Source organism: Microbacterium sp. NPDC091662 (assembly GCF_044756705.1).
GTDB lineage: Bacteria > Actinomycetota > Actinomycetes > Actinomycetales > Microbacteriaceae > Microbacterium.
The window spans coordinates 169,151-186,296 of the sequence record NZ_JBIVTM010000002.1 but is presented as its reverse complement, the minus strand read 5'-3'; the positions used below and the strand labels follow the sequence as shown (position 1 = coordinate 186,296).

The following is a 17,146-nucleotide window of genomic DNA, read 5'->3' as shown; positions in this document are numbered from 1 at the left end:
CTGCGTCGTCGGACTGCCGCGGACCCTACGGCCGAACCGGCAGCACGTCGCTGAGGTCGGCGCGGGTGCCGGACGCGTGGATGCGTCCCGCGTCCGCGGCATCTGCCCACTGCTCCGTGCCGGTCGACACCGCGATCCAGGTCGCGGCATCCATCTCCACCACGTTCGGCGGCGTGCCGCGAGTGTGCCGAGGACCCTGGATGACCTGCACCGCACCGAACGGCGGCACCCGCACCTCGACGCTGTTGCCCGGTGCCTTCTCGTCGAGCAACTGCAGCAGATAGCGCACGGCAGTGGCGAGATCGGCGCGCTGCGGCTTCACACCGGAGGCTTCGGCGGACCGGACGGCATCGAGCGCCGCGCGTCCGTCGACGATGTCGATCTTCCTGGCCATCTCTCCAGACTACGACCGACCGCACGGGACGAGTCCTATGCTCGGACTCATGAGCATGCATCCCCAGGGCGCGCGCGCCGAGCTGCTCGCGGCGGTGGCCGACCATTCGTGGGGCGTGCGGATCCCGCCCCTCGCCGATCCGCAGAACGCTCACGACGCGGCTGTGCTCATCCTGTTCGGCGTGCTCGATCGCATTCCCGCCCCCACCACCGACGCGGCCGTCGCCCGCGACCTCGACGTGCTGCTGCAGCGACGCGCGCCCACCCTCTCGTCCCATCCCGGTCAGGTCTCGTTCCCCGGCGGACGCGTGGAGCCCGACGATGCCGACGTCGTCGCCACGGCGCTGCGCGAGGCCGAGGAGGAGACAGGGCTCGACCCGGCGGGAGTCGAGATCCTGGCCACCCTGCCCGAGATCCCGCTCGCCGCGAGCAACCATCTCGTCACTCCCGTCCTGGCGTGGTGGCAGTCGCCGTCGCGGGTCGCGGCGGTCGATCATGCCGAGACGGTCGAGGTGTTCCGGGTTCCCGTCGCGCAGCTTCTCGACCCGGAGACCCGGTTCACCTCGACGATCACCCGGATGGGCCGCACGTTCCGTGGCCCGGCGTTCGACGTCGACGGCACGATCGTCTGGGGCTTCACCGCGATGGTGCTCGATGCGCTCTTCGACGCGGCCGGCTGGACCGTGCCCTGGGACGCCTCCGCGGTGCGCACCGTCGACCTCTGAGCCCCGCCGAAATCCGAAGCGCCACCCTCGGTAGTCTGGACGGGTGAAGATTCTCGTCCTCGGTTCCGGTGCCCGTGAGCACGCGATCATCCTCGCCCTGCGGGCTGAGCAGGCGGAGCACGAGATCTTCGTGGCTCCCGGCAACGCCGGCATAGCGCAGGATGCGACACCCGTCTCGGTCGATCCGCTCGACGGCGGCGCGGTCACCGCGTTCGCGCACGAGCACGCGATCGACCTCGTCGTGGTGGGCCCCGAAGCTCCCCTCGTCGCCGGTGTCGCCGATGCTCTGCGCGTCCGCGGCATCCCGGTGTTCGGACCGGGCAAGGCGGCAGCGCAGCTCGAGGGATCGAAGTCGTTCGCGAAGCGGGTCATGGACGCGGCTGGAGTACCCACGGGCCGTGCCGTGCGTGCCGCCACCACCGCGGAGGTCGAGAGCGCGTTCGACCATCTGGGCGCCCCCTACGTGGTCAAGGCCGATGGTCTCGCGGCAGGCAAGGGCGTCATCGTCACGTCCGACCGCGCCGAAGCGCTCGCGCACGCCGAGCAGTACCTCCCCGCCGGCCCGGTGCTGATCGAGGAGTTCCTCTCCGGCCCCGAAGTCTCGCTGTTCTTCCTGAGCGACGGCGACACCGTGCGCGCGCTCAGCCCCGCTCAGGACTTCAAGCGCGCGCTCGACGGCGACGCCGGCCCCAACACCGGCGGCATGGGGGCATATTCTCCGCTGCCCTGGCTCGCTGAGCAGTTCGGCAGCGAGCAGGCCTTCGTCGAAGAAGTCACCCGCGACGTGGCGCTCCCCGTCGTGCGCCAGCTCGACGCCGAGGGCACGCCGTTCATCGGGCTCCTCTACGCGGGCCTGATCCTCACCCCCGCCGGTGTGCGCGTGATCGAGTTCAACGCGCGCTTCGGAGACCCCGAGACGCAGATCGTGCTGCCACGACTGGTCACCCCGCTGTCAGAGCTGCTGTTCGCCGCGGCATCGGGCACGCTCGAGGACCAGCCCGACCCCGTGTTCAGCGACGACGTCGTCATCACGGTCGTGCTGGCCAGCGAGGGGTACCCCGAGGCGCCGCAGACCGGCCGCCCGATCGAGGGTCTCGCGGAAGCCGCGGCTGTCGAGGGCGTCCGCATCGTGCACGCCGCGACCGCGAGCCCCGACGCCCCCGGCGGATCGCTCATCGCCACGGGAGGCCGGGTGCTGAACGTGGTGGCCGTCGCCTCCGACTTCCGCACCGCGCGCGACCGCGCGTACGAGGCGATCGCCCACATCCGCCTCGACGGCTCGCACCACCGCACCGACATCGCCGCCCGCGTCGCCGAGTAGCCCTCCGCGCCCCGCCCCCTCCTCCCCTCCGCCGAGTGCACGGCTTCTCGACGAGTGCACGGCTTCCCGACGCGAATACCCCGTTCGCTCGGCGAGTTCCCGTGCACTCGGCAGCGCCATGAGCGGGGACACGTGAGGTGCGGTCGGGCGAATTCGGGCGAATGTAAGGAGGAATCCTGCCAACGTGGGGGTCGTGATTGACAGGGGCGACTTTCTTCAAGAAAGTGAATGGATGCCGCTTCGTTCCGACTGGTCTTCTGCGACCTGCCCGATCGCCCGCACCGCCGACGTGCTCGCCGATCCCTGGGTGCTGCTCATCCTGCGCGAGCTCTTCTCCGGTCGAACGCACTTCGATCAGTTGCGCGATGCCACCGGCGCAGCCGACTCGGTGCTCTCCCGGCGCCTGACCGCGATGGGCGAGGCCGACCTCATCGCCCGCGAAGACCGCGCCGATGCGCGCAGCGGCTACCGTCTCACGGCCGCCGGACGCGAGACCCTCCCGATCCTGCACGCCTACGCGCGGTTCGCTCGGATCACCGACCCCGACGGCCCCTGGGGCTTGACGGTGAGCTGCGGTCGATGCGGCGAGGTGTCGGGATCCGTCGATTGGTGTGCCACCTGCGCGGCAGCGCTCGACGCCGACAGCACCCGGTGGGCACGGCGCAGCATGGGCGGGGAGCCCTTCGCCCTTCGCTCCGGAGACGCGGCATGACCGCCGAATCGCTCGACGATCCGATCGAAGAGCCCCTGGCCGGGCGGCAGCGCCGCTTCCACCCGGCCTGGACCGTCGCGGTGGTGGCCCTCATCGCGCTCATCGGCGCCGCCGGGTTCCGCGCCGCCCCCGGTGTGCTCATGGTGCCGCTCGAGGAGGAGTTCGGATGGAGCACCGCCGAGCTCTCGCTCGCGGTCTCGATCAACCTGCTGCTCTACGGCCTCATCGCCCCGTTCGCGGCCGCTCTCATGCAGCGCTTCGGCATCCGCGCGGTCACCGTGGTCGCGCTCTTCGTCATAGGGGCGGGCGCGGCTCTGAGCGTGTTCGTGGCGACTCCGGGCCAGCTCATCCTGACCTGGGGTGTTCTTATCGGACTCGGCACCGGGTCGATGGCGCTGGTGTTCGCCGCGACCATCACCGACACCTGGTTCGCCACCCGTCGCGGGCTGGTCTCCGGTGTCCTCACAGCCGGTAGTGCCACCGGGCAGTTGATCTTCCTCCCCGTGATCGCAGCCGCCGCAGAAGACGTCGGATGGCGCGGGGCCTCGCTCATCATTGCGGGCGGAGCTCTCGCCGTCGCCCCTCTCGTCTGGATCTTCCTTCGCAACAGACCGAGCGACCTCGGCGTCGCCCGCTACGGCGAGACCGCGCCGGTCGTGGCAGCGGCCCCCGTTCCGCGCGGCACGGCGTGGGGCGCCGCGAAGCTCGCCCTGAGCACGCTTCGCGAGGCCGCGCGCACCAAGACCTTCTGGGCCCTGGCGATCGGCTTCGCGATCTGCGGAGCGACGACCAACGGACTGATCGGCACGCACTTCATCCCCAGCGCCCACGACCATGGCATGGCGACGACGACCGCGGCCGGGCTGCTGGCCGTCGTCGGCGTCTTCGACATCGTCGGCACCGTGTTCTCCGGCTGGCTCACCGACCGGGTGAACCCGCGCATCCTGCTCGCCGCCTACTACGCGCTGCGCGGGGTGAGTCTGCTGTTCCTGCCCAGCCTGCTCTCGGCCGAGGTGCAGCCGAGCATCATCGTGTTCATCGTGATCTACGGGCTCGATTGGGTCGCGACCGTGCCGCCGACGATCGCGCTCTGCCGTGAGGTCTTCGGCGACAAGGGCCCGCTCGTGTTCGGCTGGGTGTTCGCGGCGCACCAGATCGGCGCGGGTATCGCCTCGGTGCTCGCCGGGATCGTGCGTGACCACACCGGTCAGTACACGTTCGCGTGGTTCGCCGCCGCTGGCCTCTGCGCGGTCGCCGCCCTGGTCAGCGCGACCATCCGCCGTCACCCCGCTCCCGCGTCGGTCCGCGAGTAGCCCGCCCCGCCGTGCCAAGCACCGAGTGCACCGGAAGCGAATGCACCGGCACCGAGTGCACCGGCACCGAGTGCACCGGAAGCTGTCGAATGCACGGCCTCTCTACGCGAACTTCCCGTGCACTCGGCGAGTACACGGGAAGTCGGAGCGGATGCGCGTGGAGCGGATGCGCGCGGAGCGGATGCGCGCGGAGCGGATGCGCACAGGGGAGAGCGCGACCTCAGAGCACCTTCGAGAGGAAGTCCTTCAGTCGTTCGTTCTTGGGCGAGCCGAAGAGCTCGGCGGGCGGGGCCTCTTCGACCACGACACCGCCGTCCATGAAGACCGTACGGCCGGAGACCTCGCGCGCGAAGCCCATCTCGTGCGTCACCAGCACCATGGTCATACCTCCCGAGGCCAGGTCGCGGATGACCTGCAGCACCTCGCCGACCATCTCTGGATCGAGGGCGCTCGTGGCCTCGTCGAACAGCATGATCTCGGGATCCATCGCAAGCGCGCGGGCGATCGCGACGCGCTGCTTCTGACCACCCGACAGGGACGCGGGCTTCGCATCCGCCTTCTCCGAGAGACCGACCCGCTCCAGCAGCGACAGCGCCCGCTCGCGCGCCTCGGCCTTCGTCATCTTCCCGCACTCGACCGGCGCGAGGGTGATGTTCTCGAGCACCGTCATGTGCGGGAACAGGTTGAAGTGCTGGAACACCATGCCGATGCGCTGGCGCACCTCATCGAGCTTCACGCTCTTGTCGGTGAGGTCGACGCCGTCGATGATGACGTGCCCCGACGTGGGCTCCTCGAGCTTGTTGAGGCAGCGCAGCAGGGTCGACTTGCCCGACCCCGACGGGCCGATGACCGCGACGACCTCGCCATCCTCCACGGCCAGGTTGATGCCCTTGAGCACCTCGTTGTCGCCGAACGACTTGTGCAGGTCCTGCACCACGATCTTGCTCATGCGTTGAACGTCCTCTCCAGGCGGTTCGCGAGCAGCGTCAGCAGCGTGATCACGACGAAGTAGATGATGGCGACGATCGTCAGCACCTGGGCCGACAGGTAGGTCGAGGCGATGATCTGGCGCGAGACGAACGTGAGCTCCGCCAGGCCGATGACGCTGATCAGCGACGTGTCCTTCAGCGTGATGATGCCCTGGTTGACGAACGAGGGGATCATGATGCGGAACGCCTGCGGGAGCACGACCTTCTGCATCGTCTTCCAGTGTCCGAGCCCGAGCGAGCGCGAAGCCTCGTTCTGTCCGGGATCGACCGCCTGGATGCCTCCGCGGATGATCTCGGTCATGTACGCGCCCGTGTTGAGCGAGAGCGTGATCGCTCCGGCGACGAACGGGTTGAACGTGAGACCGGGGAACAGCTGCGGGATAGCGAAGAACACGAAGAACGCCTGGATGAGAATCGGCGTACCGCGGAACACGTAGACGTAGGCCGTCGCGATCCAGCGGAACGGTGCGAACTTCGAGACCCGGCCGAAGCCGAAGATGAGCCCGAGGATGAAGGCGGCCACGATGGCGACGATCGTCGCGAGGATCGTGAGCCACAGGCCTTCCATGAGCGCCGGCCAGTACTGCACCGCGACCGAGATGATGTCGGTCGGCTGCGACGATTCCTCGCCGCCCGCCAGGTACGTGTCGACGATCTTGTCGTACTCGCCCGAAGACTTGAGGTTCGCGAGTCCGGCGTTGAACATCTCGATCAGTTCGGGGTTCTGCCCCTTGTTCACCGCGAAGCCGTACTCGCCGCCGAGCTCGGGCTCACCGATCAGGCGGAAGCCGGAACCCTGCTGGATGCCGTAGGCCAGCACCGGGAAGTCCTCGAAGTAGCCGACCGCCTGGCCGGCCTTCACGGCATCCACCATGTCGGTCGTGTCCTGGTACGGGGTGACCTTGAAGCCGTACTCGGCCTTGTTCTCGTCGGCGAAGGTCTGCCCCTGCGTGCCGGTCTTCACGGCCACGGCCTTGCCGTCGAGGTCATCGAGCGACTGGATGTCGCTCGACTCGAGCACGCCGAGCTGGATGCCGCTGGTGAAGTAGGGCTCGCTGAAGTCGAAGGTCTTCTGTCGCTCCTCGGTGATCGACATGCCGGCCATGACCGCGTCGACCTGGTTCGACTGCAGCGCCTGCACCGCGGCGTCGAATCCGAGCTGGCGGATCTCGACCTCGAAGCCCTGGTCCTTCGCGATCGCGCGGAGCAGGTCCATGTCGATGCCGACGAGGTCGCCGTCCTTGTCGGTGAACTCGAACGGCGCGAAGGTCGTGTCGGTGCCGATGACGTACTTGTCGCCGTCGCTCGCGGCGGTGGCGGGGGCGGCTCCGGCGAGGAGCGCTCCGACGGCGACGAAGGCGACGAGCGCGGCCGCACCGGCGGTGCGCACCGATCGGCGCAGGCGGCCCGCCGCGGCGGATGGATTTCGGATCACGACGTGTGCTCCTCGGGTCGACAGCAGCGACCGGACGACCGCCGAGGATCTACCCTAGCTCGCGGCGAGTCGGGTCCCCGAAATATCGATCCAGTACCGCCGCACGCGGGGCTGCCCGGCCTCCGGCGCATCGATCACGTCTTCGAGCTCGCCGCCGGCCCCCTCGATGGTGCGGATGGACCCGATGTTGTCGTCATCGCAGGTGAGCATGACTCGTTCGTAGCCCTCCGCCTTCGCCTGGCGGAGAACCTGCCGCATCGCCTCGCGCACGATCCCCTCACGGCGCCGCGACGGGATCACCGAATAGCCGATGTGGCCACCGAAGCGACGCAGGTAGTCGTTGAGCTCTCGGCGGAAGGAGAGGAAGCCGACCACCTGGTCCCCCTCGGTGATCCAGTAGTAATCACAGGGCACGTGGCCCTCCGGGAGAACCGCACCGGGTGTGGCGTACAGCTCCGCGCGCTCGACGAACTCCTCGAAAGCGGCCCGGTCGGGCACGAAACCCTTCTCGAGACCGCCCCCGTCGACGTGTCCGCCCTCGAACTCGCCCACTGCGGCGGCCCAGGATTCGAAGAGGTCGGTGGTCGGTCGAGAGAGTGCGATCGTCATCGCCCGATGACACCAGAAAGGGGCCGCGTCCGCAAACCGGCGGACACGACCCCTCCCCGGGTTCGGCTACTCGGCCCGCACGGCCGCGGGTGCCGCCGCCGCCGTCTTGTCGTAACGACCGAGGAACAGCGAGGCGATCAGGGCGACCGCCATGACGCACGCCGGCAGCAGGATCGACTGCGACATCCCCGCGGCGAACCCTTCGGCCACCTGGGGCGGCAGCGATCCGCCGGTCGAGATGCCGGCCGGGGCATCGGCGAGCTCCGGAAGGTTCGCCTCGAGACGCGACTGCATGAACGCGGCGATGGATGCCGAGCCGATGACCGACCCGATCGTCCTGGTCGTGTTGTAGATGCCGGCGCCTGCCCCTGCCTGGCGCGGCGGGAGCTTGCGGGTCGCCGTGGTGGCGAGCGGACCCCACATGCCGGCGTTGCCGATGCCCATCAGCGCAGAGGGAAGCAGGAACATCCAGATCGGGGTGTCCATGTTGATCAGTGCCGAGTACCAGACCAGCGCTCCGGCGACGCAGAGCAGGCCGGGGATGAGGATGATGCGCGGATCGACCCGGTCGAGCAGCTTGCCCGCGGCCGGGGCGAGCACCCCCGAGAGCACCGCCATCGGGATCAGGAGCAGCGCGGCTTCTGTGGGCGTGAGTCCGCGTGCGGTCTGCAGGAAGAACATCATCGGCAGCGACATGCTCGTCACCGTGAAGCCGACTGCGGCGATCGCCACGTTCGCGCCCGAGAAGTTGCGGTCGCGGAACAGTTCGAGCGGCACCAGCGGCTCGCTGCGGGTCTTGGCCTGCTGGAAGATGAACAAACCGAGCACCACCAGGCCGACGATGATCAGGCTCCATACCGAGATCGGCCCCCAGATCACGCCCCAGTCGTACTTCTCGCCCTCCTGGAGTCCGAACACGATGAGGAACAGGGCGACGGCGCTCAGCACCACACCCACGATGTCGAACCGGTGCGGATGCGTCGCGAGCTTCGGCACCAGACGCCAGGCGAGCACGAAGGCGACGATGCCGACCGGGATGTTCACGAAGAAGATCCACTCCCAGCCGAAGCCGTCGACGAGCAGACCGCCCACGAGCGGACCGACGAGAGTCGCGACACCGGCCGTCGCGCCCCACAGACCCATCGCGGCGCCGCGGCGCTCGGGCGGGAAGGTGCGGGTGATCACGGCCATGGTCTGCGGCGTCATGAACGCCGCTCCCAGCCCCTGCACCGCGCGGGCGACGATCAGGCCCTCGAGCGTGGTCGAAAGTCCGCACCAGAGAGAGGCGAGCGTGAAGACCGCGAGACCGATCAGGTAGATGTTCTTCGGACCGAAGCGGTCACCGAGGCGTCCGGTGATCAGCAGCGGCACCGCGTAGGCGAGCAGATAGGCGCTCGTGACCCACACGACGTTGTCGAGGTTGTTGGTGTTCGGGTCGAGTGCCGCCTTGATGGCCGGGTTCGCGACCGACACGATCGTGGTGTCGACGAGGATCATGAAGAAGCCGATGACCAGCGCCCAGAGGGCGGGCCAGGGGCTCGTGGGCTTATGCCCCACGGAATAGGTGCCGGTCGACGGACCTGATGTGGAGGGAGCGGACACCGGCGGGCGGTCTCCGTCGCGAGGGGTATCTGTCATTGCTGTGCAGCCTTTCGCTGATCGCGGTAGCGGTCTGAGTACTGGAATGCCGTGGGCCCCCACGGCAGGACTTCGGTCTGGAGGCGGTCCAGAAGGGTGTCGAGCCAGCGCAGCTCGGCTTCCAGCAGTGCCTCCTGGCGTTCGATCTCGACGAGCACCTGTTCGGGCACGCCCTTCTCCCTGGCATTGCCGAGGCCGTCGCTGTGCCGTGCGTGATCTTCGACGAGCGCCATCCGCCGCTCCTGCAGGAGAGCGACGACCTCCGGTCTCTCGAGGTTGTGGGCCTCGGCGAGCGCGATGCGGAAGTCGGCCGGGTGATCGATGCGGGGCAGCTCGCGCTGCACCCACGTGACGACCGCGTCGCGTCCGGCATCCGTCAGGGAGTAGGTCGTGCGCTCCGGACGATTGCCCTCGCGGTCGATGCCCAGCTCGTCGATCAGCCCGACACGATGCAGCCGGGAGACCGTGTGGTAGAGCGTCCCATTGGTGATCGTGATCAGGCGATCGTCGTGACGGGCCCGCATGAGCCGCACCATCTCGTAGGGGTGCATGTCGCCCTCGCGCAGCAGCGCGAGCACCATCACCCCCATGGGGGTGAGTCGGTCGACGGCATCCTTCTTCATGTCCCACCTCAAATAGTCCATGTGGACTATACGCCTCACGGCGGACACCGACAAGACCGGCCGCCGAGCGGTCGATCCGCCAGGCCGCCGGTCAGCCGAGGGCGGCCGCGAGCTGCACCGCGGTGAGCGGTCGGTCCGCATACACGAGCCGCATCACCGCAGGATCGGGGTTGCCGACATCCGGTGCACGATGCACGAGTTCGAGGCCCAGCTTCTCCGCGACGTGCGCCGACGCCCGGTTGTGCTCCACGAGATAGGCGATGACCGGGCGATCGGGGTCGATGAGCCGCGCCTGCTCGATACCGGCGCGCGCCAGCTCGGTCGCATACCCGTGTCCGTGCTGATCGGCCGCGATGCGGTAGCCGACGTTCCACACCTCGCCGCGAAGCAGCGTGCAGCCGCCGTTTCCGATGATCTCGTCCGTGTCACGCAGACGCACCACCCACGATCCGAGTCCCGCCTGCTCCCAGCTGCGATCCCAACGCTCCATCATGTCGAGGGTCGTCGCCGGGTCGATGTGTCGGAGGCTCGGAAAGTGCGTCCACACCCGGGGATCGTTCTGGATCGCGAAGATCGCGTCGAGGTCGGAGGCCACCGCCCGCGACAGACGGAGCCGGTCGGTGAAGATGTCGTCAGCCACGCCTCCACGCTAGACACCGGCTCCGACACCCGCGAACGCGACCCACGGACCCGGGCGATCGCGGTCGGACGGAACCGGGATAATAGGCGGGTGAGCACACCTTCAGAAGGCACGGCACAGAGCATTCCCGGCTGGCGGCACATCTACTCGGGCAAGGTCCGCGACCTGTACGCCTCGGAAGACCCGGCGGACACCCGCATCCTCGTCGTGGCCTCCGACCGCGTGAGCGCCTTCGACTTCGTGCTCTCCCCCGGCATCACCGACAAGGGCGCCCTGCTGACACGGCTGAGCCGCTGGTGGTTCGCCCAGCTCTCCGACTTTCCCAACCACATCGCCGCGGGCGAGCTGCCCGAGGCCGTCGCCGATCGGGGGATGCTCGCGCAGTCGCTCGAGATGCTGCCGATCGAGTGCGTCGTGCGCGGCTACATCACGGGTTCCGGCTGGGTCGAGTACCAGGAGAGCGGCACCGTGTGCGGCATTCCTCTGCCCGCCGGCCTGCAGAACGGCGACCGACTGCCCGAGCCGCTGTTCACCCCGGCCTACAAGGCCCCGATGGGCGAGCATGACGAGAACATCACGTTCGAGCGCGCCGTCGAACTGGTCGGCGCCGAGCGTGCGGCCGAGCTGCGCGACACCTCTCTCGCCATCTACACGGCTGCGGCCGCCATCGCGGAGGAGAAGGGGCTGATCCTCGCCGACACCAAGTTCGAGTTCGGGACGGATGCCGACGGCACGCTGCGCCTGGCCGACGAGGTGCTCACGAGCGACTCATCCCGGTACTGGGACGCCGAGGCCTGGCGCACCGGCACCACGCCGAGCGCGCGGATGGCGAGCTTCGACAAGCAGATCGTGCGCGACTGGCTGGCCGCGAACTGGGACCAGCAGGGCGAGCCGCCGCTGCTTCCGGACGACGTGGTCGCGCGGACCGCCGACCGCTACCGCGAGCTGATCGAGCGCCTCGGCGCCTGACCTCGCGACCGTCGAGGCCACTCGTCACGCACCGATCCGCGGACCGGTCCACGGACGAATGCATGACGATCGGACAGATGCATGACCATCGGCCGCGGGCCCCTCATGCATTCGTCATCCGCTCCTGCACCTGAGCGCAGTCGGCGCCCGCGCTCAGGAAAAACTCAGGAATCGGTAGTGTTGCTCCAGCACTCCTGCCATCCCCCGAACCTTGAGGAGCCCGCATGGCCCTGTGGAAGCTGCACGGAAACGGCCGCACGGTCGAGCCCGGCGCCGTCGTCCGTCCCGATGAGCGCCTGAACTGGCCCGCGACGATCGCGATCGGACTCCAGCATGTCGTGGCGATGTTCGGCGCGACGTTCCTGGTGCCGATCATCACCGGGTTCCCCGTCGCGACCACGTTGCTCTTCAGCGGTGTGGGCACGATCCTGTTCCTGCTGGTCACACGCAACAAACTGCCCAGCTACCTCGGTTCGTCGTTCGCATTCATCGCACCGGTGACCGCAGCGACCGCCTCCGCGAACATGGGCACCGCCCTGGCCGGGATCGTCGCGGTCGGCGTGCTGCTGGCGATCATCGGCGTCGTGGTGCACACGGTCGGGGTGAAGTGGGTGGACCGCTTCCTGCCGCCGGTCCTCGCCGGAACGATCGTCGCCCTCATCGGTTTCAACCTCGCGGGCGCAGCGCACAACAACTACGCCGCAGCGCCGGTGACCGCGACCTTCACCCTCGCCATCACCATCCTCTTCGCCGTCGTCTTCCGCGGCTTCCTCGGCCGCATCTCGATCTTCCTCGGCGTCATCGCGGGGTACATCTTCGCGGCGTTCCGCGGCGAGCTCGACTTCGCAGCCGTCGAGAAGGCGGACTGGGTCGGCCTTCCGACCTTCACTTTCCCGAACTTCACCGAGCCCGGCACGCTCACGGCGCTTGCGATGTTCCTCCCGGTCGTCCTCGTTCTGATCGCCGAGAACGTCGGCCACGTCCGCGGCGTCGCGACCATGACCGGAGACGCGACGGTGAACCAGCAGACCGGCAAGGCGCTGATCGCGGACGGCGTCTCGACCACCCTCGCCGGCTTCTTCGGCGGTTCCGGTACGACGACCTACGGCGAGAACATCGGCGTGATGGCGTCCACCCGCGTCTACTCCACCGCCGCCTACTGGGTGGCCGGCGCGGCGGCGATCCTGCTCAGCCTCTCCCCGAAGTTCGGCGAAGTCATCAACTCGGTGCCTGCAGGTGTGCTCGGCGGTGTGACGACGGCACTCTACGGTCTGATCGGGGTCATCGGCATCAAGATCTGGGTCGACAACCGCGTCGACTTCTCACGTCCGGTCAACCAGTACACGGCGGCCGTCGCGCTGATCATGGCGGTCGGCGGCTTCATGATCAAGGACGAGGCCTCCGGCTTCGAACTCGGCGGCATCGTCATCGCCACGGTGGCTGCGATCCTCATCTACCACCTCGGCAACCTGATCGCGCGCCTGCGCAAGACGGGTGCCGACGACCCGAAGCCGCTCGAGGCGGTCGGCCCGCTCGGCGGCGATCCCGAGTAGGCCGCGCCGCGCACAGACGAAGATCCCGGATGCCTCTCGTGAGGCATCCGGGATCTCTGCGTTTCGGATGGTGCGCCAGAACGCTCAGTCGATGACGGCGAGCACCCCGTCGGCGGTGACCATCGCGGACAGCTCGGCACGCTGAGACAGGGTCCCGGCCCGGTGCGCGTCGACCGTGGTCTCCATCTTCATGGCGTCGAGGACCGCGACCGGCTCGCCCTCCGCGACCTCGGTGCCGTCGTCGACGAGCCAGCGCACGAGCGTGCCCGGCACCGGTGCGCGCAGTTCGGTCGGGTCGGCCGTGGGCGCTGCGGCTGCCGCATCCGCCGGGCGTCCGAGACCCGACAGCAGCCCGGACGGGAGACCCAGCATCACGCGTCGGCCGTCGATCTCGACAGGGAAGCGCTGCAGTGCGGGGTCCGACACTGCCGCCGGCCGCGACTGCGTCTCCAACTTCGGCAGCAGGGCGCTCTCGATCCACTGCGTGTGCACCGCGAAGGTCGCCGTGCCGAACGCTTCCTCGTCGAGCGCCATCACATCGAACGGGATCACCGTCGCCGGCCCCTCGACGGTCAGCTCACGCAGGGCCCGCCGCGCGCGCACGATGGCCGCATCGCGGGACTCGGCGCGCACGATCAGCTTGGCGATCATCGAGTCGAAGGCGGGCTGCACGACGTCGCCCTCTTCGATGCCGCTGTCCCAGCGCACGCCGGGGCCGCCGGGGATCCGCAGTCTGTCGACGCGACCGGGGCTCGGCAGGAAGCCGCGCCCGGGGTCTTCGGCATTGATGCGGAACTCGAACGCGTGCCCGACGGGCGTCGGCGTCTCGACGAAGGACGGACCTTCCCCGAATGCGATGCGGAACTGCTCGCGCACCAGGTCGGTTCCGGTGACCTCCTCAGTGACCGGATGCTCCACCTGGAGCCTTGTGTTCACCTCGAGGAACGAAATGGTGCCGTCGGCCGCGAGCAGGAACTCCACCGTGCCGGCCCCGCGGTACTCCACCTCGCCGCAGATCGACCGTGCCGCGTCGTGGAAACGCGTCCGCTGTTCGACGGAGAGTCCCGGAGCCGGCGCCTCCTCTATGAGCTTCTGATTGCGACGCTGCATCGAGCAGTCGCGGTCGCCGACCACCACGACACCCCCGTGCCCGTCGCCGAGCACCTGCACCTCGATGTGCCGCGGGCTCTCGAGGAAGCGCTCGACGAAGCACTCCCCACGACCGAACGCCGCGATCGCCTCGCGAGTGGCCGCGTCGAACGCCGCTGCGACCTCGGACAGCTCGCGCACCACTTTGAGCCCGCGCCCGCCACCGCCGAAGGCCGCCTTGATCGCGATGGGGAGTCCGTGCTCCTCGGCGAATGCCACGGCTTCCTCGGGCCCGGCCAGCGGCTCGTCGGTACCGGCGGCGAGCGGCGCCCCGACCCGCTGAGCGATCCGGCGCGCGGTCATCTTGTCACCGAGTGCATCGATGCTCGCAGGCGACGGCCCGATCCAGACCAGCCCGGCCGCCTCGACGGCCCGTGCGAACGCGGCGCTCTCCGAGAGGAAGCCGTATCCGGGGTGCACGGCGGTCGCGTCCACCCGGCGCGCGGCGTCGAGCAGCGCCTCGACGGAAAGATACGTGTCGGCCGCCGTGGCTCCCCCCAGACCCACCGCCTCGTCGGCCAGGCGCACGTGCAGGGCATCGGCATCCTGATCCGCATAGACCGCGACCGAGGTGTATCCGGCTTCGGCGCAGGCGCGGACGACGCGCACCGCGATCTCCCCGCGGTTGGCGATCAGGACCCTCTGCGTGGTCGGCTCGGTCGACACGGTGGTCATGAGGACTCCTTGACGGTGAAACGAAGACGCACTCCCGGAGCCAGTTGACCGGCGAGGTCGAGGCTGCGGTCCGTGAGGGCGCCGATGATGGGGTAGCCCCCGGTGAGCGGATGATCGGGCAGGAACAGGACGGGCTGTCCATCCGGCGGCACCTGGACAGCCCCCGTGACAGCACCCTCGCTCGGCAGTTCGCCACCGCACGCGCGTTCCAGGGGCACCTCGCCCTGAAGCCGGATGCCGACGCGATCCGAACGCGGCGTGACGGTCCACTCCTGTCCGGTGAGGGTCGTGACCGCTGCCGCCGTGAACCAGTCGTCGCGCGGGCCGAGCGTGATCTCCAGGTCGACGAGCTCTCCGGGGCCCGGGAGCTCGCGCGGCAAGGCATCAGGCTCGACGGGATGCGGCGCGGCGCGGCCGACCGGGATGACGGCACCCGCCGCGAGCGGTTCCGGGCCGAGCCCGGCGAGAGTGTCCGCCGCACGACTGCCCAGCGCAGGCAGGGCATCCAGGCCTCCCCGCACGGCGATGACGTAGCGCAGCCCACGCTCGGGGTGGCCGAGGGTCAGCTCGTCGCCGTCGACCGTGGCGAAGGGCTCACCGTGCGCCACCGACCGGACGGCGCCGCCGACCTCGGTCAGACGAAGCGCGCCGATCGCCCCGGCGACCGCGGCGACACCGGCTCCCCGGAATCGCAGGACGGCTCCTCCGACGCTCTCGAACACCGCTGCATCGCGCGCATTGCCCACCGCACGGTTCGCGTCATGCATGGCCCGCCGGTCCGCTGCCCCGGACGCCGAGACCCCGAGCGCCGCATAGCCCGGACGCCCGGCGTCCTGCACGAGCAGTTGCAGCGACGGGCGCACCACCTCGACGACAGCCTCTGCGTCGAAACCCAGACCATCTGCATCCGTCGCGGAGTGTTGCGCCGCGACGCGCCGTGCGCGCGTCGGGTCGTCTCCGTTTCGGCCGGATTGGCGCCCCTCGAGCCGGGCGACCTCCCGCACGCGCTCGAACCGCACGGCGGTCCCGGGCGACAGCAGAGCGGGCGGGTTCCGCTCGATGTCCCACATCACGGCATCCGTGCGCCCGATCAGTTGCCATCCGCCCGGACTCTCCCGGGGGTAGACCCCGGTGAACGCTCCGGCGAGCGCGACCGAGCCGGCGGGCACGCGTGTGCGCGGCGACGATCGGCGCGGCACGTCGAACAGGGGATCGCTGCTCACGACGTATCCGAAACCGGGGGCGAAACCGGAGAACGCCACCCGCCAGTCCGCGGCCAGGTGCCGGTTGACGAGCTCCTCCGCCGCGACGCCCAACAGCGATGCCGCCTCGTCGAGGTCTTCGCCGTCGTACCGCACGGGCACGGTGACCTCGCCACTGCCGGGCAGATGCGCGGTGTCGATCTGCGTCGCGGCCAGCACGGCCGAGAGATCGGCGGCCGAGACCCGCACCGGATCGAAGCGCACGAGCACGGTGCGGGCACCGGGGATGCGCTCGACGATGCCGGGCACCCCCTGCCACGCGAGGTTCAGGCGCATCGCCTCGTCGAGGTCGGACGCCTCGACGAGAAGAGCGTGATCGGATGCCGTGAGGATGCGCATCAGACGAGGTACTCCGCATCCGGAACATCGGTGATGAACATGTACCCGGGCGCGTGCGTGATCGCGAACGGCGGCTTCGAGGCCATGATCGCCGCCTGCGGCGTGACACCGCACGCCCAGAACACCGGCACCTCGCCGTCGCGCACCTCGGGAGCGTCTCCGAAGTCGGGATGCGCCAGGTCGTCGATGCCGAGCGATGCCGGGTCGCCGATGTGCACGGGAGCACCGTGCACGGCGGGAGTGCGCCCGGAGATCTGCACGGCATCCGCGACGCGCGCCGCGGGGATCGGGCGCATCGAGACGACCATCTCGCCGCTCAGTCGTCCGGCGGGGGTGCACGGCACGGAGGTGCGGTACATCGGCACGTTGCGTCCGAGCTCCTGATGCCGGATCGGGATCGCTGCCTGTGCGAGCCCGGATTCGAAGGTGAAGCTGCATCCGATGAGGAAAGCCACGAGGTCGGGATGCTCCGCCCAGGCCGCCGTCGCGTCGGCGACCTCCTCGGCAAGCTCCCCGTCACGCCAGATGCGATACCGGCCGATGTCGGTGCGGATGTCACTGCCGGGTGCGAGCCGTGACTCCACCGCCCCCTGCTCGATGACCTCGAGCACAGGGCACGGCTTCGGGTTCCGCTGCGCGAAGAGCAGCGTCTCGAAGGCCCAGTCGGCGGGGACTGCGATGAGGTTCGCCTGGGTCATCCCGACCGCGACTCCGCTGGTCGGCTCGGCGTGCCCCGCCCGGATGGCGGCGCGAGCGGCGCGCGCGTCGGCGAGTTGGTCGGCGGTGGCGAGAACGGTCATA

Annotated in this window: 16 protein-coding genes; 6 read left to right on the top strand and 10 right to left on the bottom strand. The window is 69.4% G+C overall.

The window, feature by feature from the left end; all coding sequences use genetic code 11:
* Positions 1-25: 25 nt before the first annotated feature.
* Positions 26-394, bottom strand: coding sequence for a sterol carrier family protein (locus ACIQLD_RS14265; protein WP_402608904.1), 369 nt, complete (start codon positions 392-394; stop codon positions 26-28).
* A 49-nt stretch (positions 395-443) separates the two neighbouring features.
* On the opposite strand from ACIQLD_RS14265, the gene ACIQLD_RS14260 reads away from it, so the two are divergent.
* The 4 genes from ACIQLD_RS14260 to ACIQLD_RS14245 all read left to right on the top strand — a co-directional run bounded on the left by ACIQLD_RS14260 (position 444) and on the right by ACIQLD_RS14245 (position 4,464).
* Entirely contained in the window at positions 444-1,118 is a 675-nt protein-coding gene (locus tag ACIQLD_RS14260) for an NUDIX hydrolase (protein WP_402608902.1), read from the top strand.
* A gap of 43 nt (positions 1,119-1,161) precedes the next feature.
* A complete protein-coding gene (gene purD, locus ACIQLD_RS14255; protein WP_402608900.1) occupies positions 1,162-2,439 on the top strand; it encodes a phosphoribosylamine--glycine ligase in 1,278 nt (425 codons plus the stop codon).
* A gap of 232 nt (positions 2,440-2,671) precedes the next feature.
* Positions 2,672-3,151, top strand: a complete 480-nt coding sequence (locus ACIQLD_RS14250; RefSeq protein WP_402608898.1) for a winged helix-turn-helix transcriptional regulator — start codon at positions 2,672-2,674, stop codon at positions 3,149-3,151.
* Positions 3,148-4,464, top strand: coding sequence for an MFS transporter (locus ACIQLD_RS14245; protein ID WP_402608896.1), 1,317 nt, complete (start codon positions 3,148-3,150; stop codon positions 4,462-4,464). Before ACIQLD_RS14250 ends, ACIQLD_RS14245 begins: the two co-directional genes overlap by 4 nt.
* Before the next feature lie 220 nt (positions 4,465-4,684).
* Here the strand turns inward: ACIQLD_RS14245 and ACIQLD_RS14240 are convergent, their stop codons facing one another.
* The 6 genes from ACIQLD_RS14240 to ACIQLD_RS14215 all read right to left on the bottom strand — a co-directional run bounded on the left by ACIQLD_RS14240 (position 4,685) and on the right by ACIQLD_RS14215 (position 10,398).
* The gene (locus tag ACIQLD_RS14240) at positions 4,685-5,413 is read right to left on the bottom strand and encodes an amino acid ABC transporter ATP-binding protein (RefSeq protein WP_402608894.1); all 729 of its coding nucleotides are present in this window, start codon (positions 5,411-5,413) and stop codon (positions 4,685-4,687) included.
* Positions 5,410-6,888 (bottom strand): amino acid ABC transporter substrate-binding protein/permease, encoded by a 1,479-nt coding sequence (locus ACIQLD_RS14235; protein WP_402608892.1) that lies wholly within the window; start codon positions 6,886-6,888, stop codon positions 5,410-5,412. The genes ACIQLD_RS14240 and ACIQLD_RS14235 overlap by 4 nt, the downstream gene beginning before the upstream one ends.
* A gap of 54 nt (positions 6,889-6,942) precedes the next feature.
* Positions 6,943-7,497, bottom strand: a complete 555-nt coding sequence (locus ACIQLD_RS14230; protein WP_402608890.1) for a GNAT family N-acetyltransferase — start codon at positions 7,495-7,497, stop codon at positions 6,943-6,945.
* A 66-nt stretch (positions 7,498-7,563) separates the two neighbouring features.
* The gene (locus tag ACIQLD_RS14225; RefSeq protein WP_402608888.1) at positions 7,564-9,135 is read right to left on the bottom strand and encodes an MFS transporter; all 1,572 of its coding nucleotides are present in this window, start codon (positions 9,133-9,135) and stop codon (positions 7,564-7,566) included.
* Complete coding sequence (locus ACIQLD_RS14220) at positions 9,132-9,758, bottom strand: PadR family transcriptional regulator (RefSeq protein WP_402608886.1); 627 nt, start codon at positions 9,756-9,758, stop codon at positions 9,132-9,134. Before ACIQLD_RS14220 ends, ACIQLD_RS14225 begins: the two co-directional genes overlap by 4 nt.
* A gap of 91 nt (positions 9,759-9,849) precedes the next feature.
* On the bottom strand, positions 9,850-10,398 hold the full coding sequence (locus ACIQLD_RS14215) for a GNAT family N-acetyltransferase (protein WP_402608884.1): 549 nt from the start codon (positions 10,396-10,398) through the stop codon (positions 9,850-9,852).
* 90 nt (positions 10,399-10,488) lie between these two features.
* On the opposite strand from ACIQLD_RS14215, the gene ACIQLD_RS14210 reads away from it, so the two are divergent.
* Both ACIQLD_RS14210 and ACIQLD_RS14205 read left to right on the top strand, forming a co-directional pair.
* The gene (locus ACIQLD_RS14210; RefSeq protein ID WP_402608882.1) at positions 10,489-11,367 is read left to right on the top strand and encodes a phosphoribosylaminoimidazolesuccinocarboxamide synthase; all 879 of its coding nucleotides are present in this window, start codon (positions 10,489-10,491) and stop codon (positions 11,365-11,367) included.
* A 224-nt stretch (positions 11,368-11,591) separates the two neighbouring features.
* On the top strand, positions 11,592-12,920 hold the full coding sequence (locus ACIQLD_RS14205) for a uracil-xanthine permease family protein (RefSeq protein ID WP_402608880.1): 1,329 nt from the start codon (positions 11,592-11,594) through the stop codon (positions 12,918-12,920).
* An 84-nt stretch (positions 12,921-13,004) separates the two neighbouring features.
* On the opposite strand, the gene ACIQLD_RS14200 is transcribed toward ACIQLD_RS14205, so the two are convergent.
* Genes ACIQLD_RS14200 through ACIQLD_RS14190 form a run of 3 tightly spaced genes read right to left on the bottom strand, consistent with a single transcriptional unit; the run spans position 13,005 to position 17,145 of the window.
* Positions 13,005-14,744 (bottom strand): acetyl/propionyl/methylcrotonyl-CoA carboxylase subunit alpha, encoded by a 1,740-nt coding sequence (locus ACIQLD_RS14200; protein ID WP_402608878.1) that lies wholly within the window; start codon positions 14,742-14,744, stop codon positions 13,005-13,007.
* Positions 14,741-16,345 (bottom strand): carboxyltransferase domain-containing protein, encoded by a 1,605-nt coding sequence (locus tag ACIQLD_RS14195; protein WP_402608876.1) that lies wholly within the window; start codon positions 16,343-16,345, stop codon positions 14,741-14,743. The genes ACIQLD_RS14200 and ACIQLD_RS14195 overlap by 4 nt, the downstream gene beginning before the upstream one ends.
* Positions 16,345-17,145 carry a putative hydro-lyase gene (locus tag ACIQLD_RS14190; protein WP_402608874.1) on the bottom strand — a complete coding sequence of 267 codons (801 nt, stop codon included), beginning with the start codon at positions 17,143-17,145 and terminating at the stop codon, positions 16,345-16,347. Before ACIQLD_RS14190 ends, ACIQLD_RS14195 begins: the two co-directional genes overlap by 1 nt.
* Position 17,146: the final 1 nt, after the last annotated feature.